Origin of the sequence: Streptomyces sp. NPDC058872 (assembly GCF_042743065.1) — a bacterium.
GTDB lineage: Bacteria > Actinomycetota > Actinomycetes > Streptomycetales > Streptomycetaceae > Streptomyces.
In genome coordinates, this window is record NZ_JBHYMK010000053.1 from 35,656 (window position 1) to 57,541 (window position 21,886).

Genomic DNA, 21,886 nt, shown 5'->3' on the forward strand with positions numbered 1-21,886 from the left:
CCGCCCCTGGTGAAGCCCGTCCACAGGGGTGGTGCGACCACGCGTACGGCAGGTATCCCTGTGTCCATGTCCCACGCACACGTCTCCTATCTGGAACTCCTCGCCCGGGGAGCCTCGACGGAGGCCTATGACCGCCCGGTGCTGCTCGCCCGTGCGAGCGGCGCCGACCCCGAGGCGCTGACCGAGCTCGAAGAGGCCAAGCAGCTCGCGCTGCGGGTCCGGGCCGAGTTGGAGGGGCGACGGCGTCGGGAGGCGGAGCTCTCCGCACTCTTCGCCACGGCCCACGACCTCGCCGGTCTCCGCGACCTCGACGCGGTGCTGCGCGCCATCGTGCAGCGGGCCCGCTCGCTGCTCGGCACCGAGGTCGCCTACCTCAGCCTCAACGACCCGACCGCGGGCGACACCTACATGCGGGTCACCGAGGGCTCGGTGTCCGCCCGCTTCCAACAGCTCCGGTTGGGCATGGGCGAGGGACTGGGCGGACTCGTCGCCCAGACCGCCCGCCCGTACGTCACCGACGACTACTTCGACGACGAGCGCTTCCAACACACCCGGACCATCGACACGGCCGTACGGGACGAGGGCCTCGTCGCGATCCTCGGCGTGCCGCTGAGCCTCGGCAGCCAGGTCATCGGCGTCCTGTTCGCGGCCGACCGCAGGGCCAGGGTCTTCGAGCGCGAACAGGTCGCGCTGCTCGGTTCCTTCGCCGCCCATGCCGCAGTCGCCATCGACACCGCCAACCTGCTCGCCGAGACCCGCTCGGCCCTCACCGAACTGGAGCGGGCCAACGACATCATCCGCGAGCACAGCGCCTTCATCGAACGCGCCTCCGAGGTCCACGACCGGCTCTCCGAACTGGTCCTGCACGGCGGCGGGGTCCACGACGTGGCCGAGGCCGTCTCCGAGGTGCTCGGCGGGACCGTCGAGTTCACCGAAGCGGGTGCCGGCACCGCCCACCGGGCCGGCGGCCACGCCGTTCGCGTGGGCGACGACTGGGTGGCGTCGGTCTCCGCGGGCGGGGAGACCCTGGGAGCCCTCGTCCTGCACGGCCAACCCCGGCTCGACCCCGTCGACCAGCGCACCCTGGAGCGGGCCGCCCTGGTCACGTCGCTGCTGCTGCTCGCCCGCCGTTCGGCGGGTGAGGCCGAGCAGCGGGTGCGGGGTGAACTCCTCGACGACCTCCTGGACGCCCCGGACCGGGACCGTCGGCTCCTGCGCGAGCGCGCCGCCCGCCTCCGCACCGACAGCGAGGCCCCGCACGTCGTCCTCGCCGCCCGCATCGACCGGGCCGCCGAGGACGGCGACGCCGACGCCGGTCGCCGCGAGAGCGTCGACCGACAGCACCTGTGGTCGGCCGCCTCGCACCTGGCAGCCACCCGCCACGGGCTCGCCTCGGCCCGCGACGGCGGTACGGTCCTGCTGCTGCCGCTCGGCGCCGGCGAGAGCGCGGCCGACCTCGCGCGACAGACCGCCAGGAGCCTCGGCGGCAGCCTGCGCGAGCCGGTCACCGTCGGTGCCTCCGCCCCCGTCCGAGCGCCCCTCGACCACCCGGACCGGGTGGCCTTCGCCTACGGAGAGGCCCGCCGCTGCCTCGACGCGCTCGTCCTGCTGCGCCGCTCGGGCCAGGGCGCCGCCGCCGAGGACCTCGGCTTCCTCGGCCTGCTGCTCGCCGACGGCCGGGACGTCGACGGCTTCGTGGGACGGACCATCGGCCAGGTCATCGACTACGACCGGCGCCGCGGCACCGACCTGGTCCGGACCCTGGACGCCTATTTCGCCAGTGGCATGAGTCCGGCCCGCACCAAGGACGAACTCCACGTCCACGTCAACACGGTGGCCCAACGCCTGGAACGCGTCGCCCGACTGCTCGGCCCCGACTGGCAGTCCCCGTCGCGGGCCCTGGAGATCCAGCTCGCCCTGCGGCTGTACGCCCTCGCGGACGTGGTCACCGGCACGTGACGCCCGGGGCTCCGCCGGCGGGTTCCGGTCCGTCGCCGAACGGGTCGGGAGGCTCCGGGGCCTGGCGCAGCGCTGCAGCGCCTGGGCCCGTGGCTCGCCCCGTGGCGTCAGGGGGCCCCGTCCATCCCCGGGGGCGGGGCGGACGGAGTGTTGAGCAGGAGGGTGAGCACCAGCCCCAGCAGGGCGATGACGGTGAGGACGGCCACCGCCACGACACGGGGATCGCGGCGCGGGGACGCCCGTGTGGACGCCGAGGAGCCCGGCGTCTTGGGAAACTGCTCGTTCAGCGCTTCGATCAGCGCGGCCAGCGCGGGATCGTCGTGGAACAGACCGCGCTCGATCTCGCGGAGGATCCGTTGTTCACCAGTGGGGTGACTCATGGTGACCGCCGTGGTGCAGAGAGAGGACGAGGGGATCGGCGCGCGTCCGACGCGCCCCTTGCTCCCTCCAGTCTGCGCGCTCGACCCCGTGATCACAGGAGGAAGCCGGGCCGGGCCGCGATGGGCCCCGGTGCCGACGCGCCGGTGCTCCCCGTTCCCGGCAGCGCCGCTCCGGTGGTCCAGGACCAGGGGAGGAGCGCTGATCGCGCCCCCCGAGGCCAGCGGCTCCCAGGGTCCCCCACCATGAGCACCTCCCGCTTTGTGTGGATCGGCCCCATGCCCTGCCCTCGGCCCGTCCCCTTACCGTGTGCGGACCCGGCGCCGGCGCGGCACCGGGAGGACGCGCCGGAGGCGTGCGACGGGGAGGTCCTGACATGACCGAAGCACCGAGTGCGGGACGCCGGTGGCTGCTGCGTGCGGCCCGGGCCATGGCGGTGGTGGGGATCGTCGCGGCGGCCGTCACGACGGCACCCGGTGATGCGAGCGCCACGGCCGCACCGCCCCCCTACCTCACCCTGGAGGCGAGCTACGGGGCCGGGACGGTCACCAACGGCTGGGAGCGCGTCGAGCGCTACGCCGACGGCACCGACGGCTTCCGCACCGAGGGCTTCCCCGCAGACGGCCGTGGCGATCAGGACGGCACGCGCGTCACCTACTTCGGCGGCGTCTCCCGGCCCTCCTCGGGCCGCTTCCTCCTCTACGCGGCCCCCGGTTGGAACAGCGGCAGCCGCACCACCCCCGTCCTCCTCGTGCACGGCGCGAACGACACCGCGGACCGTGCCTGGGCCAACCCCGGGGAATCGGGCGGCTACGGCTGTGGTGCCGCCTCCTGTCCTTCCACCGGGCTCATGCAGTTCCTCGCCGCACGCGGCCACCGGGTCTTCGCCGTCGGCTTCGCGCACAAGCAGGGGGACAACCTGATGCAGGCGCAGATCGTGGGCGACGCCGTCGCCGTCATCAAGGCGAAGCTCGGCGTCGACGCGGTGGACCTGGTCGGCTGGAGCAAGGGCGAGATGTCGACCCGCGCGTACGTGTCGTCCGTGAGGCCGAGTTGGGGGCGGGCGTACGCCGGTGACGTCCGTCGACTGGTCACCCTCGGAGGTCCGAACGGCGGCTATGACTACCCCTACGCCCACGGCTGGGCCCACGACTTCTCCATCTGGCCGGAGTGCGGAGGCACCGTCAACGCACCCTCCCCGCACTCCCACATGACCTGCTACGGCCTCTACACCGCGCACCCCGAGTACGCGATGACCCCCTCCGGCGGTCAGGACAACTACCCCGGACAACGCCAGATGCTGGCCCGTTGGGACGGGCAGTACGGAGTCGACGGCGCCGCCCAGGACTGGTACACGACCTATTACGGGGGCCAGGGCTTCTTCACCGCGGGCAGCGGCATCCAGGCCGCCATCGACGCCGGCTCGCTCATCGCACCCCTGCACCGCGCCGGAGTCCCCGCCTCCGTGCCCACCTACCTCCTGGCCGGCGGATCCGCGGACGTCCTCGGCATCTTCAACGAGAACCGCGGACCCAGCGACGGCGTCGTCTTCGTCTCCAGCGCCCTGGACACCACCGGCATCGCCACGGTCGGGGGCAAGGCCACCATCACGACCGCCAACCACCTCGAACTGGGCTGGCACGCCTCGGCCGCCGCCCAGGTCGCCGCCTGGCTCTCCTGAACGACCCGCGACAGAACCCGAACCGCACCGAGGACCCCTCATGACCACGCTCCGCACCCGCCGTGTCCCCACCGACCGGCTCACCCAACAGATCACCGAAGCACGATCCGAGGGCGAACCCGTCCTCTTCGTCCACGGCAACGTGTCCTCCTCCGTCTTCTGGCACACCACCCTCACCGCGCTGCCCGACCGCTACCGTCCGCTCGCCGTCGACCTGCGCGGCTTCGGCGGCACCGACCCCCGGCCCGTCGACGCGACCCGGGGCCTGCGCGACTACGCCGACGACCTCGCCGCACTGCTCGCGGCCCTCCGCATCGACCGGGCACACCTGGTCGGTTGGTCCATGGGCGGCGGCGTGGCCCTGCAGTACCTCCGCGACCGTCCCGCCGCAGTCCGCTCCCTCACCCTGGTCAACCCGGTCTCCCCGTACGGCTTCGGAGGCACCCACGGAGCGGACGGAGCCCTCAACTCCGCGGATGGCGCCGGATCGGGCGGCGGCACGGCCAACCCGGAGTTCGTCCGGCTCCTCGCCCGGGGCGACCGCGGCGAGGAGTCCCCGCTCTCCCCCCGCTCCGTCCTGGCGAACTGCTACGTCAAGCCGCCGTTGCGCCCCCAGCACGAGGACGCGTACGTCGAGTCGATGCTCACCACGCGCACCGGTGACGACCACTATCCCGGCGACAGCACGACGTCCACCGCCTGGCCCGGCATCGCCCCCGGGACCCGCGGCGTGCTCAACTGCCTTTCCCCGACCCGCTTCCGCATCGACGACCTGCACCTGATCGACCCGAAGCCGCCGGTCTGCTGGATCCGCGGCGAAGACGACGTCATCGTCTCGGACACCTCGATGTTCGACCTGGCCCACCTGGGGGCGGCCGGTGCGGTACCGGGCTGGGACGGCACCCCGGCGCAGCCCATGGTGACGCAGACCCGCCGGGTCCTGGACCGCTACGCGGCGGCGGGCGGCGCGGTGCGCGAAGTGGTCGTGCCCGACGCCGGGCACGCGGTCCACCTCGAACGCCCCGAGGAGTTCGGCGGGGCACTGCTCGGAGCCCTGTCGGCATGACGGTGTGCAGCACCCGACAGGGCGAGGTCCGCGGCCGCACCCCGGCCGACGGGGTGACCCGCTTCCTCGGCATCCCGTACGCCGCTCCGCCCTTCGGTCCCCGGCGGTTCTGCGCACCGCTCCCGCCCGCGCCCTGGACCGGCGTGCGGGACGCGACCGCCCACGGGCCGACGGCGCCGCACGCCCCCTACGCCCCGCCCTTCGACGTCCTCTTCCCCGACCACGAGGTGCCGGGGGAGGACTGCCTGAACCTCAACGTGTGGACCCCGGCCCCGGAACCCGGTGCCGGGCTCCCCGTCATGGTGTGGCTGCACGGAGGGGCCTTCTCGCACGGCTCCGGCTCGGCATCCGCGTACGACGGAACCGCCTTCGCCCGCGACGGCGTCGTGTGCGTCACGCTCAACTACCGCCTGGGCGTCGACGGCTTCCTCCGGCTCCCCGGCCGCCCCGACAACCGCGGGCTGCTCGACCAGGTCGCGGCCCTCCGCTGGGTCCGCGACAACATCGCGGCCTTCGGCGGCGACCCGGACCGGGTCACGCTGTTCGGCGAGTCCGCGGGTGCGATGAGCATCGGCGCGCTGCTGACCACCGGCGCGGCCCGGGGCCTGTTCCACCGGGCGATCCTGCAGAGCGGAGCCTGCCACCACTTCCTGCGCCCCCCGTCGGCGGCACGGGTGGCGGCCCGCCTGGCGGAGCGATGGGGCATCGAAGCGACCCCGGAGGCCTTCGCGGCCGTTCCCCTGGCGGAACTCCTTCCGGCCCAGGTGGAACTGCGCGCGGAGCTGAACGCCGACCCGGTCCCGGCCCGGTGGGGCGAAGCAGCGCTCAACATGATGCCCTTCGAGCCGGTCCTTCCGGGCCTCGCCCTCCCCGGTCCGGAATGCGGGGTCGACCTCCTGATCGGCAGCAACCGGGAGGAGTACCGTCTGTTCCTGGCCCCGACCGGGCGCCTCGACGCCTTGCCGGAATCCTCGCTGCGCTCCCTGACCACGGCCTACGGCCTCGATCCCGACGAAGCCCTCCCCGTCTACCGGGCCGCTCGCCCCACGGCCACGCCGGGCGAGCTCCTCGACGCGGTGGCGACCGACTGGTTCTACCGGATCCCTGCCGTCCGCCTCGCCGAGTCCGTCCCCGGTTCGCACCTGTACGAGTTCGCCTGGCGCTCCCCGGGGTACGGCGGAACCCTCGGGGCCTGCCACGCCCTGGAACTCCCCTTCGTCTTCGACCGGCTCCACGACCCGTCGTACGCACCGATGCTCGGCGACCGCCCGCCCCAGGCCCTCGCCGACGCCGTGCACGGGGCGTGGGTCTCCTTCGCGAAGACGGGCAGCCCCGGCTGGCCGGCGTACGACCGGACGACCCGCACGACGAGGACCTTCACCGTCGGGCCCGAGGCCGCCACGGCCGACGATCCCCGTGCGCGGGAGCGGCTGCTCTGGGCGGGCGTGCGCTGAGGCGCACCCGGTGGGGGCCTCCCGGCCGGCACGCACCGGGGGCGGGAGCCCCGTGTGACGTCCGGGACGAACCGTGGTGAGTTCGGGAAGGCCCCGTCACCGAACGGTGAAGCACGCGCGCCAACCTGGTTCCCACCTCAGCGCGGTCCGTGCGCTGCCACCAGGGGGAGAAGCACCATGAGCACCATCCGCAGAGCCGCCGTCCTCGTCGCCGCGTCCGCACTGGCCCTGACCGCCTGCGGGCCCTCCGAGGACGAGGCCGGAGGTGGGATCGACCTGCCCGCCACGCCCCCCACCGCCGCCACGCCGGCGAGGCCGTCGACCCCTCCCGCGTCGTCGACCCCTCCCGCGCCGACGGCGCCCGCCTCGCCGACCACCGGTCCGGAGCACGCCCTCTTCCCCTGCAGCACCCGTGACCTGAGGTTCACCGCCAGCCTGGCCGAACCCACGACCAGCAGCTACCTGTTGAGGATCACCAACAAGACCGGCACGTCCTGCCGCGTGCTCGGCCACCCCGTCGTGACCTTCGGCGACCTGGACGGCCAGGCCACCGAGCGCGGCACCGCACCCGGCATCGAGGACGCCCTCGTGCTCGCTCCCGGCCGATCCGCCTACGCCGGGCTCATGGGCGGCCCGAGGGACGCCCACAGCAGGACGGTCTCCTCGATCGCGATGACCATGAACACCGAGTCCGACCTGCGGCAGGTGCCGCTCACGGCGTCGACGCCCGGCCTGAACGTCTCCGACGCCAACTCGGTCACCGCATGGATGGACGACGTCGAGGACGCGCTGAGCGAGTGACCGGCCGTCCCGTCGTCCCCGCTGAAGACGGTCACCCCTGCCGCGCACAGCGCTGTCCACGTGCAGCAGGGGTGACCGCCGGTCCGGGGGGCCGCCGTCAGGCGGCCGGTGGGGCTCCGGGCCCGTCGGCCCGGAGGTCGGCGAGCAGCTCGGCCTGTCCTGCGAGCACGCCGGAGAGGATCGACCTCGCCACCGCGAGCAGTTCGACGACCTGGGGACTCGCCAGCGAGTAGTACACGGCCGACCCCTCGCGTCGCGCGACGACCAGGTTCGCCCGCCGCAACACGGCGAGCTGCTGCGACAGGTGCGCGGGCTCGACCGCCACTTCGGCCAACATTTCCGAGACCGCGTGGTCCCGCTCGCTCAACAGCTCCAGGACGCGGATGCGCACGGGATGTCCGAGCGTCTTGAAGAACTCCGCCTTCAGTTGGTACAGCGGTGCGCTCACCCCGCCCACCACCCGAGCCCCCGGGAGTTCCCGGAAGGCCGCCATCGGGTCTGCTTCGTGCATCGTGTCCACCTAGAGCGTGTTGCCATGGGGACCATCCTCGCGCCTTTGCGCCGGTCGGTCAGTTCCGGTGGGCTCCGGGGGCGCCGTGCGGGCGTGCCGCGCGGCGGTGCCGGCCAGGACGCCGGTGCCCCGGAGGTGGGAGCGGGCGGCGGCGATCGCCTCCGGCGTGGTGGAGAACTCCCGTCCGTGCAGGCGCAGCAGGTCGAGCGCCCCCACGGAGTCGAGGGCCCGGCGCTGTCCCGGGCGGATCCCGGAGGCGATGACGGTGATGCCGCGCCGGTTGAGCTTCTCCACGGCGTCCTTGAGGACGAGGGCGCCGGTGGCGTCGACGGTGGTGATCCGGGACATCCGCAGGACGACCACGCGAACCTCGGCCACTTCGGCCAGTTCCAGGAGGAAGCGGTGGGCGGCGGCGAAGAAGAGGGGGCCGTCGATCCGGTACGCCACGATGTGCTCCGCCAGGAGGGCGTGCTCCTCCTGACCGTGCTCACCCGGCAGGTCCGCGGGGAAGCCGACCTCCGCCAGGCGGGCCTGCTTGGCCACGGCGCGCAGGGCGAGGGCCCCGGCGACGACCAAGCCGATGACCACCGCGTACACGAGGTCCAGGGCCAGGGTGGTGACGGCGGTCAGGACGAGGACGACGGCGTCGGAGCGGGTGGCCTTCACCATGGCCCGCAGCGAGCCGACCTCGACCATGCGGACGGCGGTGGCGAGGAGGACGCCGGCGAGCGCGGCGAGCGGGATCCTCGACACGAGCGGGGACGCCGCGAAGACGACGACGGCGAGCACGGCCGCGTGGGTGAGGGCGGCGAGTCGTGAGGACGCTCCCGTGCGGACGTTCACGGCCGTACGGGCGATGGCGCCGGTCGCCGGGACGCCGCCGAACAACGGTGCCGCCAGGTTCGCGAGCCCCTGGCCGAACAGTTCCCGGTCCGGGTCGTGCTGCTGCCCCACGGTCATGCCGTCGGCGACCCGGGCCGAGAGCAGCGACTCCAGGGCGGCGAGGGCGGCGACGGCCACCGCCGGCGCGATCAGCGAGCCGAGGCGCGACGGGTCCACGAATCCCAGCGAGGGAGCGGGGAGCCCGGCCGGGAGTTCGCCGATCGGGGTCGCCCGGTCCCAGTGGAACACCTGGGCGACGACCGTCGCGGCGATCACGGCCACGATCGAGAAGGGCACGGTGGGCCGCCACCGGGCACCCACCAGCATCACGGCGGCGACGCCGAGGGCGAGCCCGAGGGAGGTCCAGTTCGGCGTCCCGACGAACTCGTCGACGGCGCGCCACGCCACCTGGAGGACCCGGTCGCCCTCCGGTTGGGGGACGCCGAGGGCGTGCGGGACCTGCTGGAGGCCGATCACCAGCGCGATGCCCAGGGTGAAGCCCTCCACGACCGGGGCCGGTACGTACGCCATGTACCGCCCCGCCCGGGCGAGGGCGAGGCCGATCACGATCGCGCCGGAGAGCAGGCCGACCATGAGGACCCCGCTCGGACCGTACTGCGCCACGATGGGGACCAGCACGACGGTCATCGCCCCGGTGGGCCCGGACACCTGGAGGTTCGAGCCGCCGAACAGTGCGGCGAGCGCCCCGGCGACCACGGCGGTGGCGAGACCCGCTTCGGCGCCGAGTCCGGAGGAAACGCCGAAGCCGAGTGCGAGCGGTAGCGCGACGATGGCGACGGTCAGTCCGGCCAGCAGGTCCCGGCGCGGGTTGCGGGCCATGGCGGTGAAGTCGGCACGCACGGGCAGGAGCGACCGCAGGGGGGTCAGGGCGCTCCTCACCGGGTCGGGGCCCCGGTGGCCCGGAGCTCGACGAGGAGCTCGTTGCGTCCCGTCAGCACTTCGGTGAGGATGCGCCGGGCCGCCTGCAGGAGTTGGGCGACGTCGCCACCGGCCAGCCGGTAGACGACGGTCCCCCCGTCCCGGGTCGACGTCACGATCCCCGAGCGCCGCAGCACCGCCAGCTGTTGGGAGAGCGCGGGCGGTTCGACTTCGACGGCGGCGAGCAGGTCCCGTACGGGCAGGGGGCCCTCCTGCAACAGTTCGAGGACGCGGATGCGGACCGGGTGTCCCAGCATCCGGAAGAAATCTGCCTTGGCCTGGTACAGCGGAACCGTCACGCGCCAGCGCCCTCCTCGTGGCTCCGCGTGCGCGGAGCGTTGTCCGGTGCTGTGCCCGCGGCTACCTACGGGCACAGCAGGACCATGATGTAGTGAATTGCAGAATTATGCAATTCATAGATTCCATAGATTTCTGTGAGGGGTGCGGACGCCGCCCCCGAGGGGGCCGTTCGGCCCCTACTGCCGCGCCCGCCGTTGGCGTTCACTCCTGATGGACCTTCGGCCCACCGACGCTCCGGTACCCGGGCCGGAGGTCCACCAGCAGTTCTCGCGCGAAAGGCACGCACATGGGTGGTCAGGCCGCACCGGATCCGGGACACGTCGTCGTCGTGGGGGGAGGCATAGCCGGTCTGGCGGCGGCTCACCGGCTCGTCGGAGCCGGTGTCCGGGTGACGCTCCTGGAGGCGTCCGGACGGCTCGGAGGGAAACTGCAGGCGGGGGAGATCGCGGGCGTGCCCGTGGACCTCGGCGCGGAGGCCCTGTTCGCACCGCGGCCCGCGGCGATCGACCTGGCGCGGGCGGTCGGACTCGGGGAATGCCTGGAACCGGCCGTGACGACCTCCGCGAGCCTGTGGAGCCGCGGTGGGCTCCACGTCATGCCCCGCGGCCACGTCATGGGCGTTCCGGGAGACGCGACGGCGCTGACGGGCCTGATCTCCCCCGAGGGCATCGCCCGCATGGCGGGGGACCGGACCCTGCCCCGCACCGCCGTCCCGGACGACGTCGCCATCGGTGGGTACGTGGCCGAGCGGTACGGCAAGGAGGTCGTCGACCGGTTGCTGGAACCCCTGTTGGACGGCGTGTACGCCGGAGACGCCCACCGCATCTCGATGCGTGCGGCGGCCCCGGCCCTCTTCGAGGCCGTGAGGCGGCACGACTCGCTCCTCGACGCCGTTGCCTCCCTCCGGCGCGCCCCCACCGCCGCGCCGTCCGACGGTCCGCTCTTCATGGGCATCACCGGGGGCGTCGGCCGGCTCCCGGGTGCGGTCGCCGATGCGGTACGGGTCCGGGGCGGTCAGGTCCTCCTCGACTCCCCGGTCCTCTCCCTGGCCCGCACCGAGGACGGCTGGCAGGTCCGTACGCCCGGTCGCTTCTTCGCCGCGGACGGGGTGGTCATCGCCGCACCCGCCTGGTCCGCCGCCGACCTCCTGGAGGGCGAGGCCCCGGCCGCCGCGGCCGAACTGTCCCGGATCGAGTACGCCTCGCCCGCGCTCGTGACGATGGCCTTCCGCCGTGCCGACCTGCCCGTCCTGCCGGGCGGCAGCGGCTTCCTCGTTCCCCCGGTCGAAGGCCTCACGATCAAGGCGGCCACCCTGCTCACGCACAAGTGGCGCTGGCTTCGGGAGACGGCGACGGGACTCTTCGTCCTGCGCGTCTCCATCGGACGGCACGGAGACGAACAGGCCCTCTACCTGGACGACGCCGAACTGGTCGAAGCGGCCCGGCAGGACCTGGGCACCGTCCTGGGACTCACCGCCGCGCCCGCGGCGACCAGGGTGAGCCGATGGCACGACGGGCTGCCCCAGTACGCGGTCGGTCACACCGCCCGGGTCGAGCGGGTGAGGGACGCCGTCGCGAAGCTGCCGGGAATGCGACTGTGCGGGGCGGCGTACGACGGGGTCGGCATCGCCCAGTGCGTGGCGAGCGGTCAGCGAGCGGCCGACGGGCTGCTGAACGCCGCCTGACGGCGAGGACGCGCGGAAGGACGCTCCGGGCCCCGGCGGGGCCCGGAGCGTTCGCACGGGCCGGGGCGTTCAGTCGGCGGGGGCGAGCCGGATGCCGGTGACCAGGTCGGGACGGATCCGGACGACCCGGTCCAGGTGCTGGTCGGTCCAGGGATGGAGCATCGCCTGGTAGCGGGCCGCCTCCTGTGGGTCCGTCACCACCGTGCAGTAGCCGGTCACCACGACGCTCCAGCCGAGACGGGTGACGAGATCGATCTCGTCGGCCTCGTACGCGACGACCACCCCACAGGCCCCGGCCTCCCGGGTGCGCGTGGTCAGCGCGGCTTCCTCGTGGGTGCGGACGATGATCTCGCCGGCATCCACGAGGTGGTGGACGGGGCGGATCGCGGGCAGTGCGTGCCGCGTGAAGACGATCCGGCCGAGGGGGGTGCGGGAGAGGAGCCGTAGGGCCTCTTCGGGGTCCAGCTCGACGACGCGTCGCCGCGGGACCGCGCCGGCTTCGCTCGACGGCTCCTTCACGTCGTGGACTGCCTCGTCGTACACGGTGCCTTCCCGGGGGGTCGGTGGTGTCGCGACCGTCGGTCACCCGGTCGGCGCGGGACGGGGCGGACGGCCCCGGTGCCCCTCAGTACAGGGCACACGGCCGCGGCCTGGAAGGGCCGTTCGGCCCCTGTCGACCCGGAGAGCAGGCCCGCTTCACTGAAACCCGGCCCGATCGGACGGGAACGAACCGGGTCGGTCGCGGAGCCACGGACGTGCGCCCGGAGGGCGAGGAAGCGAGGGGAATCGATGATCGCGGCGGTGGGGCATGCCGACTTGCCCCCGGACGCGCTGAGGGTCGTGGAGCGCGAACTGCGCACGCGCCTGGAGCGTCTCGGGGACACGGCGCCCGGCCTGGTGCGGGCGGGGTCCGGACTGGCGGCCGTCTTCGGACGTGCCGTGAGGGCTTCGGGCCGGCGGCTCGTCGTCCTCCTGCCCGCCCGGCAGGGGCTTCCTGCGGCGCTGCCGCCGCCCTTCCTCGGACCGGCCCGGGAAGTGACGGCCCTGGCCGAGGAGGTGCGCCTGCTCCCCTACGACCCGGGCGACCGCGACGCCTGCGTCAGCGCCGACGAGAAGCTGATCACCCAGTGCGGGCGGCTCCTGGCGGTGTGGGACGGCTCGCCGTCCAACGGGTTCGACGCCACGGCGCACATGGTCGCCTATGCGCGGGCGCGGGGCGTGCCGGTGGAGGTGGTGTGGCCGGCGGATGCGTCCCGTGCGGCCGTCGCCCCGACGTCGGGCCGCGCGGGTGCACGACGTGGAGCGACCCGGCCCGGAGCGCCTCGGGGGCCCCTTTGCGGCCGTACGCCGCACCCCAGCGCCACCGGTCCCCGGCCCGCCCGCCACGAGGGGGGCCCGCGGTGAGCGGAACCCGGCGCGAAGCCGGCACCGCACCCCGGCGGGCCGCGCCGACCGACGGTGCGATCGGAGCCGGTCGCGGCTTCGGCCGGCTCCTGCTCGTCACCGGGGGGCTCGGCGCCCTCGCCTCGTTCGTGCTCACGCTCGACGGGTTCCTGCTGCTCCAGGACCCCGGGTTCCGACCGGTCTGCACCCTCGGTCCGGTGCTCTCCTGCACGGACGTCATCGGCAGTGAGCAGGCCTCCTCCTTCGGTTTCCCCCCTCCCATGCTCGGCCTCGTCGGGTACGCCCTCGTCGCCGCGGTCGGGATCGGCGTGCTCGCCGGTGCCCGCTACCGCCCCTGGTTCTGGCGCGCGCTCCACCTCGGGACGCTGCTCGGCGCGGGCTTCTGCATGTGGCTCATGACCCGGGCCCTGTACGAGATCGGTGCGCTGTGCCTGTGGTGCTGTGTGGTGTGGGCGACGACGATCGTCGTGTTCTGGTACACGACGGTGCACAACCTTGCCCATGGCATCGTGCGCGCACCGAGGGTGCTGGTGGCGGGGGTGGCCGAATTCCACTGGGTGGTACCGGCGGTGTGGTGCGCGAGCGTGCTCCTGCTGATCACGACCCGCTTCTGGGACTACGGACGGGGGGCGGCGTGAGCCGGAGGGGCGAGCCCGCGGGGGACGGGCCGCTGCGGCCCGGGAGTGCCCACCGGGGACCCGGGGGACGGCCGGGTCGCAACGGGGGCGGCACCCCGGGTCGCAGCGGCGAGTCGACCACGGGCCGCCCCCGGCCCGCTAGGGCCGAACGACCCTGTCCGACCAGGGCCCTTCGGCTCCCGGGGGCCGGTGCCATACTGACGCCCGTTCCGCAGGCGGCCGGGCTTCGGCGCGGTCGCGAAGCCGCCGTCGTGGCGGCCGTGTTGTCCCTGCCCAGGAGTACCCGGTGAAGCCCCCTCCCTTTTCTCCGATCGCCCGTGCGGCGCTCATCGCCCGTTCGTCCCGCACGTCGGCGGCGTCGTGCGGGCGCGTCGACGCACGAGAGTCCCGAGGAGGTGCTCCGTGCTGACCGACGGTCACTCCACCGCCCCATCGGGCACACCCGTGCGGGTCTTCCTGCTCGATGACCACGAGGTCGTCCGTCGGGGCGTGCGCGACCTGCTCGAAGCCGAGCCCGACATCGTGGTGGTCGGCGAGGCCGCCGATGCCCGCGAGGCGCTCGCCCGCATTCCCGCGACGCGACCGGACGTCGCCGTGCTGGACGTCCGCCTCGGCGGTGCGACCGGCGGTGACCACGAGGGGGTCGAGGTGTGCCGGGAACTCCGGGCCCAGATGCCGGAACTGGCCTGCCTGATGCTGACCTCCTTCGACGACGACGAGGCCCTGTTCGACGCCATCATGGCCGGTGCTGCCGGTTACGTGCTGAAGCAGATCGGCGGCTCCGACCTCGTCGCCGCCGTCCGCACGGTGGCGACGGGCAGGTCGCTCCTCGACCCCCGGATGACGAGTCGGGTGATGGACCGGATCCGGGGCCCCGAGCCCGTGCCCGAGACGCCCGCACCCGGCGAGCTCGACCGGCTCTCGCCCCGTGAACTGGAGATCCTCGACCTCATCGGCCTGGGTCTCACCAACCGACAGATCGGCGAGCGCTTGTTCCTCGCCGAGAAGACGGTGAAGAACCGGGTGTCGTCGATCCTCGGCAAGCTGGGAGTGGGCCGGCGGATCCAGGCGGCGATGATCGCCGAACGGCTCAGGGAGCCGCAGCAGGGGAATCCCCCGTGACGCGAGGGGCCCTCCCCGCCGGGGCGCGGCGCGCCCCGCCGACGGACAGGGGAGCGCTCCAGACGATCCGCGTGCCGCCCTCCGGGGGCGCTTCCAGCCGGAACGCTCCCCGGCACTGTGCGGCGCGCGAGCCCATGTTGAGCAGTCCGCCGGTCGGGGTGACCGTCCCGAGTCCGATGCCGTCGTCGGTGATCGTCAACACGAGGTGATCGGCCGGGTCCGGTACCGAGAGCAGCACGTCGGACCGTCCCGCGCGGGCGTGCCGGGCCGTATTGCTCAGGGCCTCCGCCGTCACCGCCAGGACGTGCTCGGCCAGCGCCTCGGGGACACCGGTGTCGACCGGCCCGAGGATGCGCAACGACGGTGTGAAACCCAGGTGCTGGGAGGCCAGGCGAACCGTTTCGGCCATGCAGCTGCGCAGCCCGGTCCCCGTGCGGTCGTCATCGCTCGTCCGCAGTTGGAGGATCGTCGAGCGAATGATCTGGATGGTGGTGTCGAGGTCGTCCACGGCGCGGGTGACCCGCTCCGCGGCTCCGGGATGTTCGATGACCCGTGTGGCGCTCTGCAGCGTCATGCCCGTCGCGAACAGTCGCTGAATGGCGACGTCGTGCAGGTCGCGGGCGATGCGGTCGCGGTCGTGCAGGACGGCCAGTTCCTCGGACTCGGCCCGCCGCCCGGCGAGTTCGAGGGCGATCGCCGCCTGGTCCGCGAAGCCGCTGATCAACAGGGTCTCGGCGGCGTCGAAGCCCGGTCGCCCGGCCCTCCGGCTCAACCGCAGGGCTCCGCAGACGGCGTCGTCGACGGGGAGCGGCACGGCCACCACGGGACCGTGCTCCTCTCCGGCCCTCCCCCCGTCGAGCGGCAGGGCGCGGGGGTCGGTGCGCACGTCGGTCGTGACGACCGGTCCGCGGAGGCCCGCCGCGAGGCCCACGAGCGAGCCGGACGCCGGCAGAACGGCGCCCCGGACCCGCTCGGCGGCGTCGCCGTGCGCCACGCGCACGGTCAGGTCACCTGCCGGCACGACCGGCAGGAGCACCGCGGCGAGATCGGCGTCGGCCACCTCCATGGCCCGTTGGGCGATCAGGCGCAGCACCTCGTCGGTGTCGGTGCCCGCGAGCAGGGCCCGGGTGATCTCGCCCAGCGCTTCGAGCCGGTGCTCCCGGCGCCTGCTGTCGTGGTAGAGGCGGGCGTTGTCGATGGCGACGCCCGCCGCCGTGGACAGCGTCGTGAGCACGGCCTCGTCATCGGCGTCGAAGACGCCGCCACCCCGTTTCTCGGTCAGGTAGATGTTGCCGAAGACCTGGTCCCGCACCCGGATGGGTGCGCCCAGGAAGGTGCGCATCGGCGGATGGTGGGGAGGGAAGCCGAAACTGCTGGGATGACGGGTGAGATCGGTGAGGCGCAGTGGTATCGGATTGCCGATGAGCTCGCCGAGGATGCCGTGGCCGCATGGCGCGGGACCGATCCGCGCCACCAACTCCTCGGCCATGCCCACCGGCAGGAACTGGGAGAGCTTCTGCCGGTCGTCGATGACGCCGAGCGCCCCGTACTTGGCGTCGGTGAGGCTGACGGCCGCCTCCACGATGCTCCTCAACACCTGCGGGAGTTCGAGGTCCCGACCGAGGTCCAGCACGGCGGCGAGCAGGCCGTGCATCCGGTCCGGCACGTCGATGCGGGGCCAGGGCGGGCGCGCGTGCGGCGTGGTGTCAGACATGCGTGCTGTCGGCTCTCGTGAGGGAGGGGTCCGTCCGGAACGGGCGTGTTCCCGGCAGCGTACGTGCGCGAAGGAGCCGGGGGTGAGGGCCGTTCGGCCCTGCGCCCCGGTGAGCGGGAGGACTGTTCGGCTCTATCGGGCCCCGGGCGCCCTCCGACGATCATGTGTCGGCGGCCGGGAAGCGGCTCCGGACATCCCCCGTGTGAGGACGCTTCCCGGCCCATCGGCAACACACGCGGAAGTGGAGGTCGTCGTCCGGTGGACGAGGCACGCAGCATGCAGACCAGGACAGGGGAGCACCGTCCCCCGGCGCCCACCGGAGGGAACCCGGCCCGACCGGCCCGACCCTCGTGGGTGGGGTGGCTGACGACCACCGACCACAAGCAGATCGGCACGCTCTACCTCTGCTCCGCCCTCTTCTTCTTCGTCATCGGGGGTGTCATGGCCCTGATGATGCGCGCCGAGCTGGCGCGCCCCGGCACGCAGATCATGTCGAACGAGCAGTTCAACCAGGCGTTCACGATGCACGGCTCGATCATGCTGCTGCTCTTCGCGATGCCGCTGTTCACCGGATTCGCGAACTGGATCATGCCGCTGCAGATCGGCGCGCCCGACGTGGCGTTCCCCCGGCTGAACATGCTGGCGTACTGGCTGTACCTCTTCGGCTCGCTGATAGCCGCCGGCGGTTTCCTCACGCCCGGCGGGGCCGCGGACTTCGGCTGGTTCCTCTACGCGCCGCTCTCGGACGCCGTCCACTCGCCCGGCCTCGGAGCCGATCTGTGGATCATGGGCGTCGCGCTGTCGGGCTTCGGGTCGATCGCCGGTGCGGTCAACTTCATCACCACGATCATCTGCATGCGCGCTCCGGGCATGACGATGTTCCGGATGCCGATCTTCACCTGGAACGTGCTCCTCACGTCCCTGCTCGTGCTGATGGTCTTCCCGGTCCTGGCGGCGGCCCTCTTCGCCCTCGAATGCGACCGGAAGTTCGGCTCCCACGTCTTCGACGCGGCCAACGGCGGCGCATTGCTCTGGCAACACCTCTTCTGGTTCTTCGGCCACCCGGAGGTGTACATCCTGGCCCTGCCGTTCTTCGGCATCATCTCCGAGGTCATCCCGGTCTTCAGCCGCAAGCCGATGTTCGGCTACATCGGCCTGGTGGCCGCGACGATCGCGATCGCCGGTCTGTCCGTGACCGTGTGGGCGCACCACATGTACGTCACCGGTGGCGTGCTCCTCCCGTTCTTCTCCTTCATGACGTTCCTCATCGCCGTACCGACCGGCGTGAAGTTCTTCAACTGGATCGGAACGATGTGGAAGGGCTCCTTGTCCTTCGAGACCCCGATGCTCTGGGCCGTCGGCTTCCTGATGACCTTCACCTTCGGCGGTCTGACCGGCGTCATCCTGGCCTCGCCCCCGATGGACTTCCACGTCTCCGACTCGTACTTCGTCGTGGCGCACTTCCACTACACCCTGTTCGGCACCGTCGTGTACGCGATGTTCGCCGGCTTCCACTTCTGGTGGCCGAAGTTCACCGGCAAGATGCTCGACGAGCGGCTCGGCAAGATCACCTTCTGGACCCTCACGGTCGGCTTCCACGCCACCTTCCTGGTGCAGCACTGGCTCGGCGCCGAGGGCATGCCCCGCCGCTACGCCGACTACCTGGACGCCGACGGCTTCACCGCGCTCAACACCGTCTCCACCGTGGGCTCCTTCCTCCTCGGCCTCTCCTTCCTGCCGTTCTTCTACAACGTCTGGAAGACCGGCCGGTACGGAAGCAGGGTCGAGACCGACGACCCGTGGGGCTACGGCCGCTCGCTGGAGTGGGCGACCTCCTGCCCGCCGCCGCGGCACAACTTCCTCACCCTGCCGCGGATCCGTTCCGAATCCCCGGCGTTCGACCTGCACCACCCCGAGATCGCGGCCGTCGACCGGCTGGAGAACCAGTCCCCCGACCGGCCCGCGGACGAACCCGGTGGACACCCCGGGGACCGGTCCGCACACGGCGTCGAGCGCCCCGCCGACGAGACGGCGACGCTCCGGTGACCGCTCCCGTGCTCGCCCTGGGCATCGGTGCCGTGACCGCCTCCGGGTGCGTCTGGTACGTTCCGGCACTCGTCGACCTGCGTGCGGGGGCCGACCGTCCCGCCTCCCGCCGCCTGGCCGCGACGGCGTGCGTCACCGGCTGGGCCACGGCCGCCGTGACCGCCCTGCTGCTCCTGGCGGGGACCCCCGGCCCGCTGCTCCTCGCAGGGGTGGTGGCCGGTGCTGCCGCCAGCGTCACGGTGCGGGCCGGCGCGGCGGTACGGCGCCGGCGCGAAGAGCGGGAGGACGCGCTCTGCTGGGCGGCCCTGGATCCCACCCCGCCCCGGACGTCCCCCCGTCCCGACCCGTACGCCTTCGCCCGCAGGACCGGCGCCGCACTCGCCGCGGCCGTGGTCCTCGCCCTGCTCTTGACCGTTCCGGTGCGGGCGGGCGCGGCGGAGGAAGGGGCCGAACGGCCCTGCCCGATGGGGCCGGACGCCGGCGGGCCGGCGGTGCCAGACTGCGCCGGGGCCGGGGCGGAGCCGCGGCAGGCACGGCAGTAGGAGAGAACCAGCACGTGAGCACCACAGGCGAGACGTACGACGAGTACCATGCGCTCCTCGCGCGCCAGGACGCGATGCGGCTCCGGGAGCGCTTGCTCCGACCGGGCGGAACGGAAAGGCCGGTGGAGTCCGGGGACTTCTACGACGGGGCCGGAGACCAGGAGACGATCAGGCGGTACCTGTCCCCGGTGACGCCCTTCAGCGACCTCATCGACCGCCTCTACCGGGCGATGTTCGAGCAACACCCTTATTTGCGCGGACTGTTCCCCGAGTCGATGGACTTCCAGCGGGCCCATCTGGAGCGGGCCTTCTGGTACTTGATCGAGAACCTGGACCGGCCGGACGAAGTGGCCGGGTTCTGCGCCCGGCTGGGGCGGGACCACCGCAAGCTGGGCGTGCGGCCGGTGCACTTCGAGGTGTTCGAGGAAGCACTCGTCACGGCCCTCCGTCGCAGTGCGGGCGACCGCTGGGCCGAGGAGGCCGAGTGGGCCTGGGTACGCATGGTGAGGTTCGCCGTCGCCGCCATGGTCGACGGGGCGCGCGAGGCCCTGGCCGAGCCCGCCTACTGGAACGCGACGGTGACGGAACACGAGGTGCGCGGCCCCGACGTCGCCGTCCTCCGGGTCCGCACCGCGGAACCGTTCCCCTACCGGGCGGGGCAGTACGCCCGGCTCGAATCCCCGCTGCTGCCGCAGGCGTGGCGGCCGTACTCCGTCGCCTGCGCACCCCGGGAGGACGGGGAGTTGGAGTTCCACGTCCGTCGGACCGGACCGGACGGGGTCAGCGATGCCCTGGTGGGCCGCACCGGGGTCGGGGACCGGTTGCGGCTCGGACCGGCACAGGGGTCCATGACGCTGGACGACGCTCCCCCCGGTGACCTCCTGATCGTGGCCGGCGGAACCGGCTGGGCCACCGCCAAGGCACTGCTCGACGACCTCGCCGTACGCCGTTCGGGGCACCGGCGCGCCCGTCTCTTCCTCGGTGCCCGGAGCTTGGACGACCTGTACGACACGGCTTCCCTCGCCGAGTTGGAGACGCGCCACCCCTGGCTGCGCGTCGTCCCGGTGGTCGGCGAGGGACTCGGCACCGATGAGGAGACCTCGATCGCCGCCGTGGTGGCCCGGCACACCGACTGGTCCGGCCACCTCGCCTATGTGAGCGGCCCACCGGCCATGGTCGCCGCCACCGTGCGGCGCCTCACGGCGAGGGGAATGCCTGCGGACCGCATCCGCCACGACCCGATCGACCAGACGACGGGGAGGCCGCCCGCGGGCCGTTTGTCGGACCCGTTGTCGCCGGCAGTGCGCCGCAGAGAGTGGGCGGTCAGGGCCCGCTGAAGCCCCCCCCCGCGCCTGGAAATGACGCCCGTTCGAGCGTGGAAACGGATCTTACGGGCGCCCCGTCGGGCGTCTAGCGTGGCCGCATGACCAGGATGTCCAACGCGCGCCCGGATGAGGCGAGTCCGTCACGACCGCGGCTGGTGACGCGTCCCCTCCTGCTCCGCTTCGTCTCGATCATCGGTGCCGCGACGAGCTTCTACCTGCTCCTGTCGGTCGTCCCCCTCTATGCCGAGGCGAGCACCGGACACCACGGCGATGCCGCCGGGCTCGCCACGGGTTCGCTGTTGCTGGCCACGGTCGGGGGCGAGATGCTGACCCCCCGCTTCGTCTCCCGCTTCGGCCACCGTCTGGTCCTGGGGATCGGACTGGTGCTCCTCGGCGCGCCCGCTTTGGTGTTGACCGCCGCGGGAGGCACGGTGTGGATCACGGTGGTCTGTGTGCTGCGCGGACTGGGCTTCGCGTGCACGGTCGTCGCGGGTGGTGCGCTGACGGCGTCGCTCGTTCCGCCCGAACGCCGCGGCGAGGGCCTCGCACTGGTCGGCATCGTGACCGGGGTGCCCGCATTGGTGGCGCTACCGCTGGGCGTGTGGCTCGCGGCGCACGTGGGGTACGGGCCGGTCTTCGTCGCCGGAGCCGTCGCTTCGCTCGCGGCGGTGCTGTCCGTGCCGGGCCTGCCGGCCCGGGAACCCGCCTCCGGGCCGTCGATCGGCATGGCGGCGGGATTCCGCACGGCGGCGCTCCTCCGGCCCGCGCTGGTTTTCGCGGCCACCGCCCTCGCCGCCGGAATCATCGTCACCTTCCTTCCCCTCGCGGTTCCGTCGGCCTCGGCAGGCGTCATCGCGATGGCCCTGTTCGGCCAGTCGGCGGCCTCCACGGGGGCCCGTTGGATCGCCGGGCGGTACGGGGACCGTCACGGGCAGGCCGCACTGCTGCTGCCCGGCCTCGCCGCCGCGGTGGCGGGAACCCTGCTCACGGCCCTGACCCGGAGCCCGGTCGCCGTCGTCATCGGGGTGGTGCTGTTCGGCGTCGGCTTCGGGATCGCCCAGAACGTCACGCTGACGCTGATGTACGCCCGTGTCCCCCCGTCCGGTTACGGCACGGTCAGCGCCCTGTGGAACCTCGCGTTCGACGCGGGCATGGGCGCCGGTGCCGTCGGCTTCGGGGTGCTCGCCGCTCGGACCGGCTATCCATGGGCCTTCGCGGTCACCGCCGCCCTGATGTCGCTGGCCCTCGTCCCGGCCCTACGGGACCGTCGGGCGGTCTCCGCGGCCTGAGGACTGGCCGGCCCCGCTCGTGGTGGTCCGCCGGCACGGCCGACGGACCACCACGAGCGGCGGGGCTTAGCTGACGGGCGTGTAGGTGCCGTTCACTTGGATCGAGGTGGACTGGAAGTGTCCCTTGGTGGATGTTCCGTACCACATCGAG

The 21,886-nt window shown here is 73.1% G+C and carries 18 protein-coding genes and 1 pseudogene; 13 read left to right on the forward strand and 6 right to left on the reverse strand.

What is annotated here, in order from left to right; genetic code table 11:
* Positions 1-66 precede the first annotated feature (66 nt).
* Positions 67-1,959: a helix-turn-helix domain-containing protein gene (locus ACFW22_RS27685; RefSeq protein ID WP_386409532.1), complete on the forward strand. Its 1,893-nt coding sequence runs from the start codon at positions 67-69 to the stop codon at positions 1,957-1,959.
* Positions 1,960-2,066: 107 nt separating this feature from the next.
* Here the strand turns inward: ACFW22_RS27685 and ACFW22_RS27690 are convergent, their stop codons facing one another.
* Positions 2,067-2,339: a DUF3040 domain-containing protein gene (locus ACFW22_RS27690; RefSeq protein ID WP_386409534.1), complete on the reverse strand. Its 273-nt coding sequence runs from the start codon at positions 2,337-2,339 to the stop codon at positions 2,067-2,069.
* A 374-nt stretch (positions 2,340-2,713) separates the two neighbouring features.
* Here ACFW22_RS27690 and ACFW22_RS27695 point away from each other — a divergent pair, with 374 nt between their 5' ends.
* From ACFW22_RS27695 to ACFW22_RS27710, 4 genes are all read left to right on the forward strand, one after another.
* Positions 2,714-4,018 carry an esterase/lipase family protein gene (locus ACFW22_RS27695; RefSeq protein ID WP_386409536.1) on the forward strand — a complete coding sequence of 435 codons (1,305 nt, stop codon included), beginning with the start codon at positions 2,714-2,716 and terminating at the stop codon, positions 4,016-4,018.
* A 40-nt stretch (positions 4,019-4,058) separates the two neighbouring features.
* On the forward strand, positions 4,059-5,084 hold the full coding sequence (locus tag ACFW22_RS27700; protein WP_386409538.1) for an alpha/beta fold hydrolase: 1,026 nt from the start codon (positions 4,059-4,061) through the stop codon (positions 5,082-5,084).
* Positions 5,081-6,538, forward strand: coding sequence for a carboxylesterase/lipase family protein (locus ACFW22_RS27705; RefSeq protein ID WP_386409540.1), 1,458 nt, complete (start codon positions 5,081-5,083; stop codon positions 6,536-6,538). Before ACFW22_RS27700 ends, ACFW22_RS27705 begins: the two co-directional genes overlap by 4 nt.
* 177 nt (positions 6,539-6,715) lie before the next feature.
* Positions 6,716-7,339, forward strand: a complete 624-nt coding sequence (locus ACFW22_RS27710; RefSeq protein WP_386409542.1) for a DUF4232 domain-containing protein — start codon at positions 6,716-6,718, stop codon at positions 7,337-7,339.
* Between the two features lie 97 nt (positions 7,340-7,436).
* On the opposite strand, the gene ACFW22_RS27715 is transcribed toward ACFW22_RS27710, so the two are convergent.
* The 3 genes from ACFW22_RS27715 to ACFW22_RS27725 form a co-directional block, all read right to left on the reverse strand.
* A complete protein-coding gene (locus ACFW22_RS27715; RefSeq protein ID WP_384874221.1) occupies positions 7,437-7,787 on the reverse strand; it encodes an ArsR/SmtB family transcription factor in 351 nt (116 codons plus the stop codon).
* A 72-nt stretch (positions 7,788-7,859) separates the two neighbouring features.
* On the reverse strand, positions 7,860-9,572 hold the full coding sequence (locus ACFW22_RS27720) for a SulP family inorganic anion transporter (RefSeq protein ID WP_386409562.1): 1,713 nt from the start codon (positions 9,570-9,572) through the stop codon (positions 7,860-7,862).
* A gap of 56 nt (positions 9,573-9,628) precedes the next feature.
* Positions 9,629-9,970, reverse strand: a complete 342-nt coding sequence (locus tag ACFW22_RS27725; RefSeq protein ID WP_386409544.1) for an ArsR/SmtB family transcription factor — start codon at positions 9,968-9,970, stop codon at positions 9,629-9,631.
* Positions 9,971-10,257: 287 nt separating this feature from the next.
* Here ACFW22_RS27725 and hemG point away from each other — a divergent pair, with 287 nt between their 5' ends.
* Positions 10,258-11,655, forward strand: coding sequence for a protoporphyrinogen oxidase (gene hemG, locus ACFW22_RS27730; protein WP_386409546.1), 1,398 nt, complete (start codon positions 10,258-10,260; stop codon positions 11,653-11,655).
* Positions 11,656-11,724: 69 nt separating this feature from the next.
* Here hemG and ACFW22_RS27735 read toward each other — a convergent pair whose 3' ends face one another.
* Positions 11,725-12,198 carry a pyridoxamine 5'-phosphate oxidase family protein gene (locus tag ACFW22_RS27735; protein WP_386409548.1) on the reverse strand — a complete coding sequence of 158 codons (474 nt, stop codon included), beginning with the start codon at positions 12,196-12,198 and terminating at the stop codon, positions 11,725-11,727.
* A 246-nt stretch (positions 12,199-12,444) separates the two neighbouring features.
* On the opposite strand from ACFW22_RS27735, the pseudogene ACFW22_RS27740 reads away from it, so the two are divergent.
* The 3 genes and pseudogenes from ACFW22_RS27740 to ACFW22_RS27750 all read left to right on the forward strand — a co-directional run.
* Positions 12,445-12,933 (forward strand): annotated as a pseudogene (locus tag ACFW22_RS27740) (hypothetical protein); the annotation flags it as partial.
* Between the two features lie 122 nt (positions 12,934-13,055).
* Entirely contained in the window at positions 13,056-13,697 is a 642-nt protein-coding gene (locus tag ACFW22_RS27745) for a vitamin K epoxide reductase family protein (protein ID WP_386409550.1), read from the forward strand.
* A gap of 405 nt (positions 13,698-14,102) precedes the next feature.
* On the forward strand, positions 14,103-14,819 hold the full coding sequence (locus ACFW22_RS27750) for a response regulator (protein ID WP_386409564.1): 717 nt from the start codon (positions 14,103-14,105) through the stop codon (positions 14,817-14,819).
* Here the strand turns inward: ACFW22_RS27750 and ACFW22_RS27755 are convergent.
* Entirely contained in the window at positions 14,788-16,473 is a 1,686-nt protein-coding gene (locus tag ACFW22_RS27755; protein ID WP_386409566.1) for a GAF domain-containing protein, read from the reverse strand. The two genes, ACFW22_RS27750 and ACFW22_RS27755, sit on opposite strands and share 32 nt — an antisense overlap.
* A 336-nt stretch (positions 16,474-16,809) precedes the next feature.
* Between ACFW22_RS27755 and ctaD the strand changes: the two genes are divergently transcribed.
* The 4 genes from ctaD to ACFW22_RS27775 all read left to right on the forward strand — a co-directional run bounded on the left by ctaD (position 16,810) and on the right by ACFW22_RS27775 (position 21,735).
* Positions 16,810-18,579: a cytochrome c oxidase subunit I gene (gene ctaD / locus ACFW22_RS27760; protein WP_386409552.1), complete on the forward strand. Its 1,770-nt coding sequence runs from the start codon at positions 16,810-16,812 to the stop codon at positions 18,577-18,579.
* Positions 18,576-19,121, forward strand: coding sequence for a hypothetical protein (locus ACFW22_RS27765; RefSeq protein WP_386409554.1), 546 nt, complete (start codon positions 18,576-18,578; stop codon positions 19,119-19,121). Before ctaD ends, ACFW22_RS27765 begins: the two co-directional genes overlap by 4 nt.
* A gap of 14 nt (positions 19,122-19,135) precedes the next feature.
* Positions 19,136-20,458 (forward strand): globin domain-containing protein, encoded by a 1,323-nt coding sequence (locus ACFW22_RS27770; RefSeq protein WP_386409556.1) that lies wholly within the window; start codon positions 19,136-19,138, stop codon positions 20,456-20,458.
* Positions 20,459-20,544: 86 nt separating this feature from the next.
* Positions 20,545-21,735, forward strand: a complete 1,191-nt coding sequence (locus ACFW22_RS27775) for an MFS transporter (RefSeq protein ID WP_386409558.1) — start codon at positions 20,545-20,547, stop codon at positions 21,733-21,735.
* The last annotated feature ends 151 nt before the right edge of the window (positions 21,736-21,886 follow it).

What these genes read in the sequence shown, in the direction of transcription:
- ACFW22_RS27720 (WP_386409562.1), bottom strand. Translation starts at nt 9,572, where the DNA reads ATGGCCCGCAACCCGCGCCGGGACCTGCTGGCCGGACTGACCGTCGCC.
- ACFW22_RS27775 (WP_386409558.1), top strand. Translation starts at nt 20,545, where the DNA reads ATGACCAGGATGTCCAACGCGCGCCCGGATGAGGCGAGTCCGTCACGA.
- ACFW22_RS27705 (WP_386409540.1), top strand. Translation starts at nt 5,081, where the DNA reads ATGACGGTGTGCAGCACCCGACAGGGCGAGGTCCGCGGCCGCACCCCG.
- ctaD (WP_386409552.1), top strand. Translation starts at nt 16,810, where the DNA reads ATGCAGACCAGGACAGGGGAGCACCGTCCCCCGGCGCCCACCGGAGGG.
- ACFW22_RS27710 (WP_386409542.1), top strand. Translation starts at nt 6,716, where the DNA reads ATGAGCACCATCCGCAGAGCCGCCGTCCTCGTCGCCGCGTCCGCACTG.
- ACFW22_RS27690 (WP_386409534.1), bottom strand. Translation starts at nt 2,339, where the DNA reads ATGAGTCACCCCACTGGTGAACAACGGATCCTCCGCGAGATCGAGCGC.
- ACFW22_RS27755 (WP_386409566.1), bottom strand. Translation starts at nt 16,473, where the DNA reads ATGCACGGCCTGCTCGCCGCCGTGCTGGACCTCGGTCGGGACCTCGAA.
- ACFW22_RS27685 (WP_386409532.1), top strand. Translation starts at nt 67, where the DNA reads ATGTCCCACGCACACGTCTCCTATCTGGAACTCCTCGCCCGGGGAGCC.
- ACFW22_RS27700 (WP_386409538.1), top strand. Translation starts at nt 4,059, where the DNA reads ATGACCACGCTCCGCACCCGCCGTGTCCCCACCGACCGGCTCACCCAA.
- ACFW22_RS27695 (WP_386409536.1), top strand. Translation starts at nt 2,714, where the DNA reads ATGACCGAAGCACCGAGTGCGGGACGCCGGTGGCTGCTGCGTGCGGCC.
- hemG (WP_386409546.1), top strand. Translation starts at nt 10,258, where the DNA reads ATGGGTGGTCAGGCCGCACCGGATCCGGGACACGTCGTCGTCGTGGGG.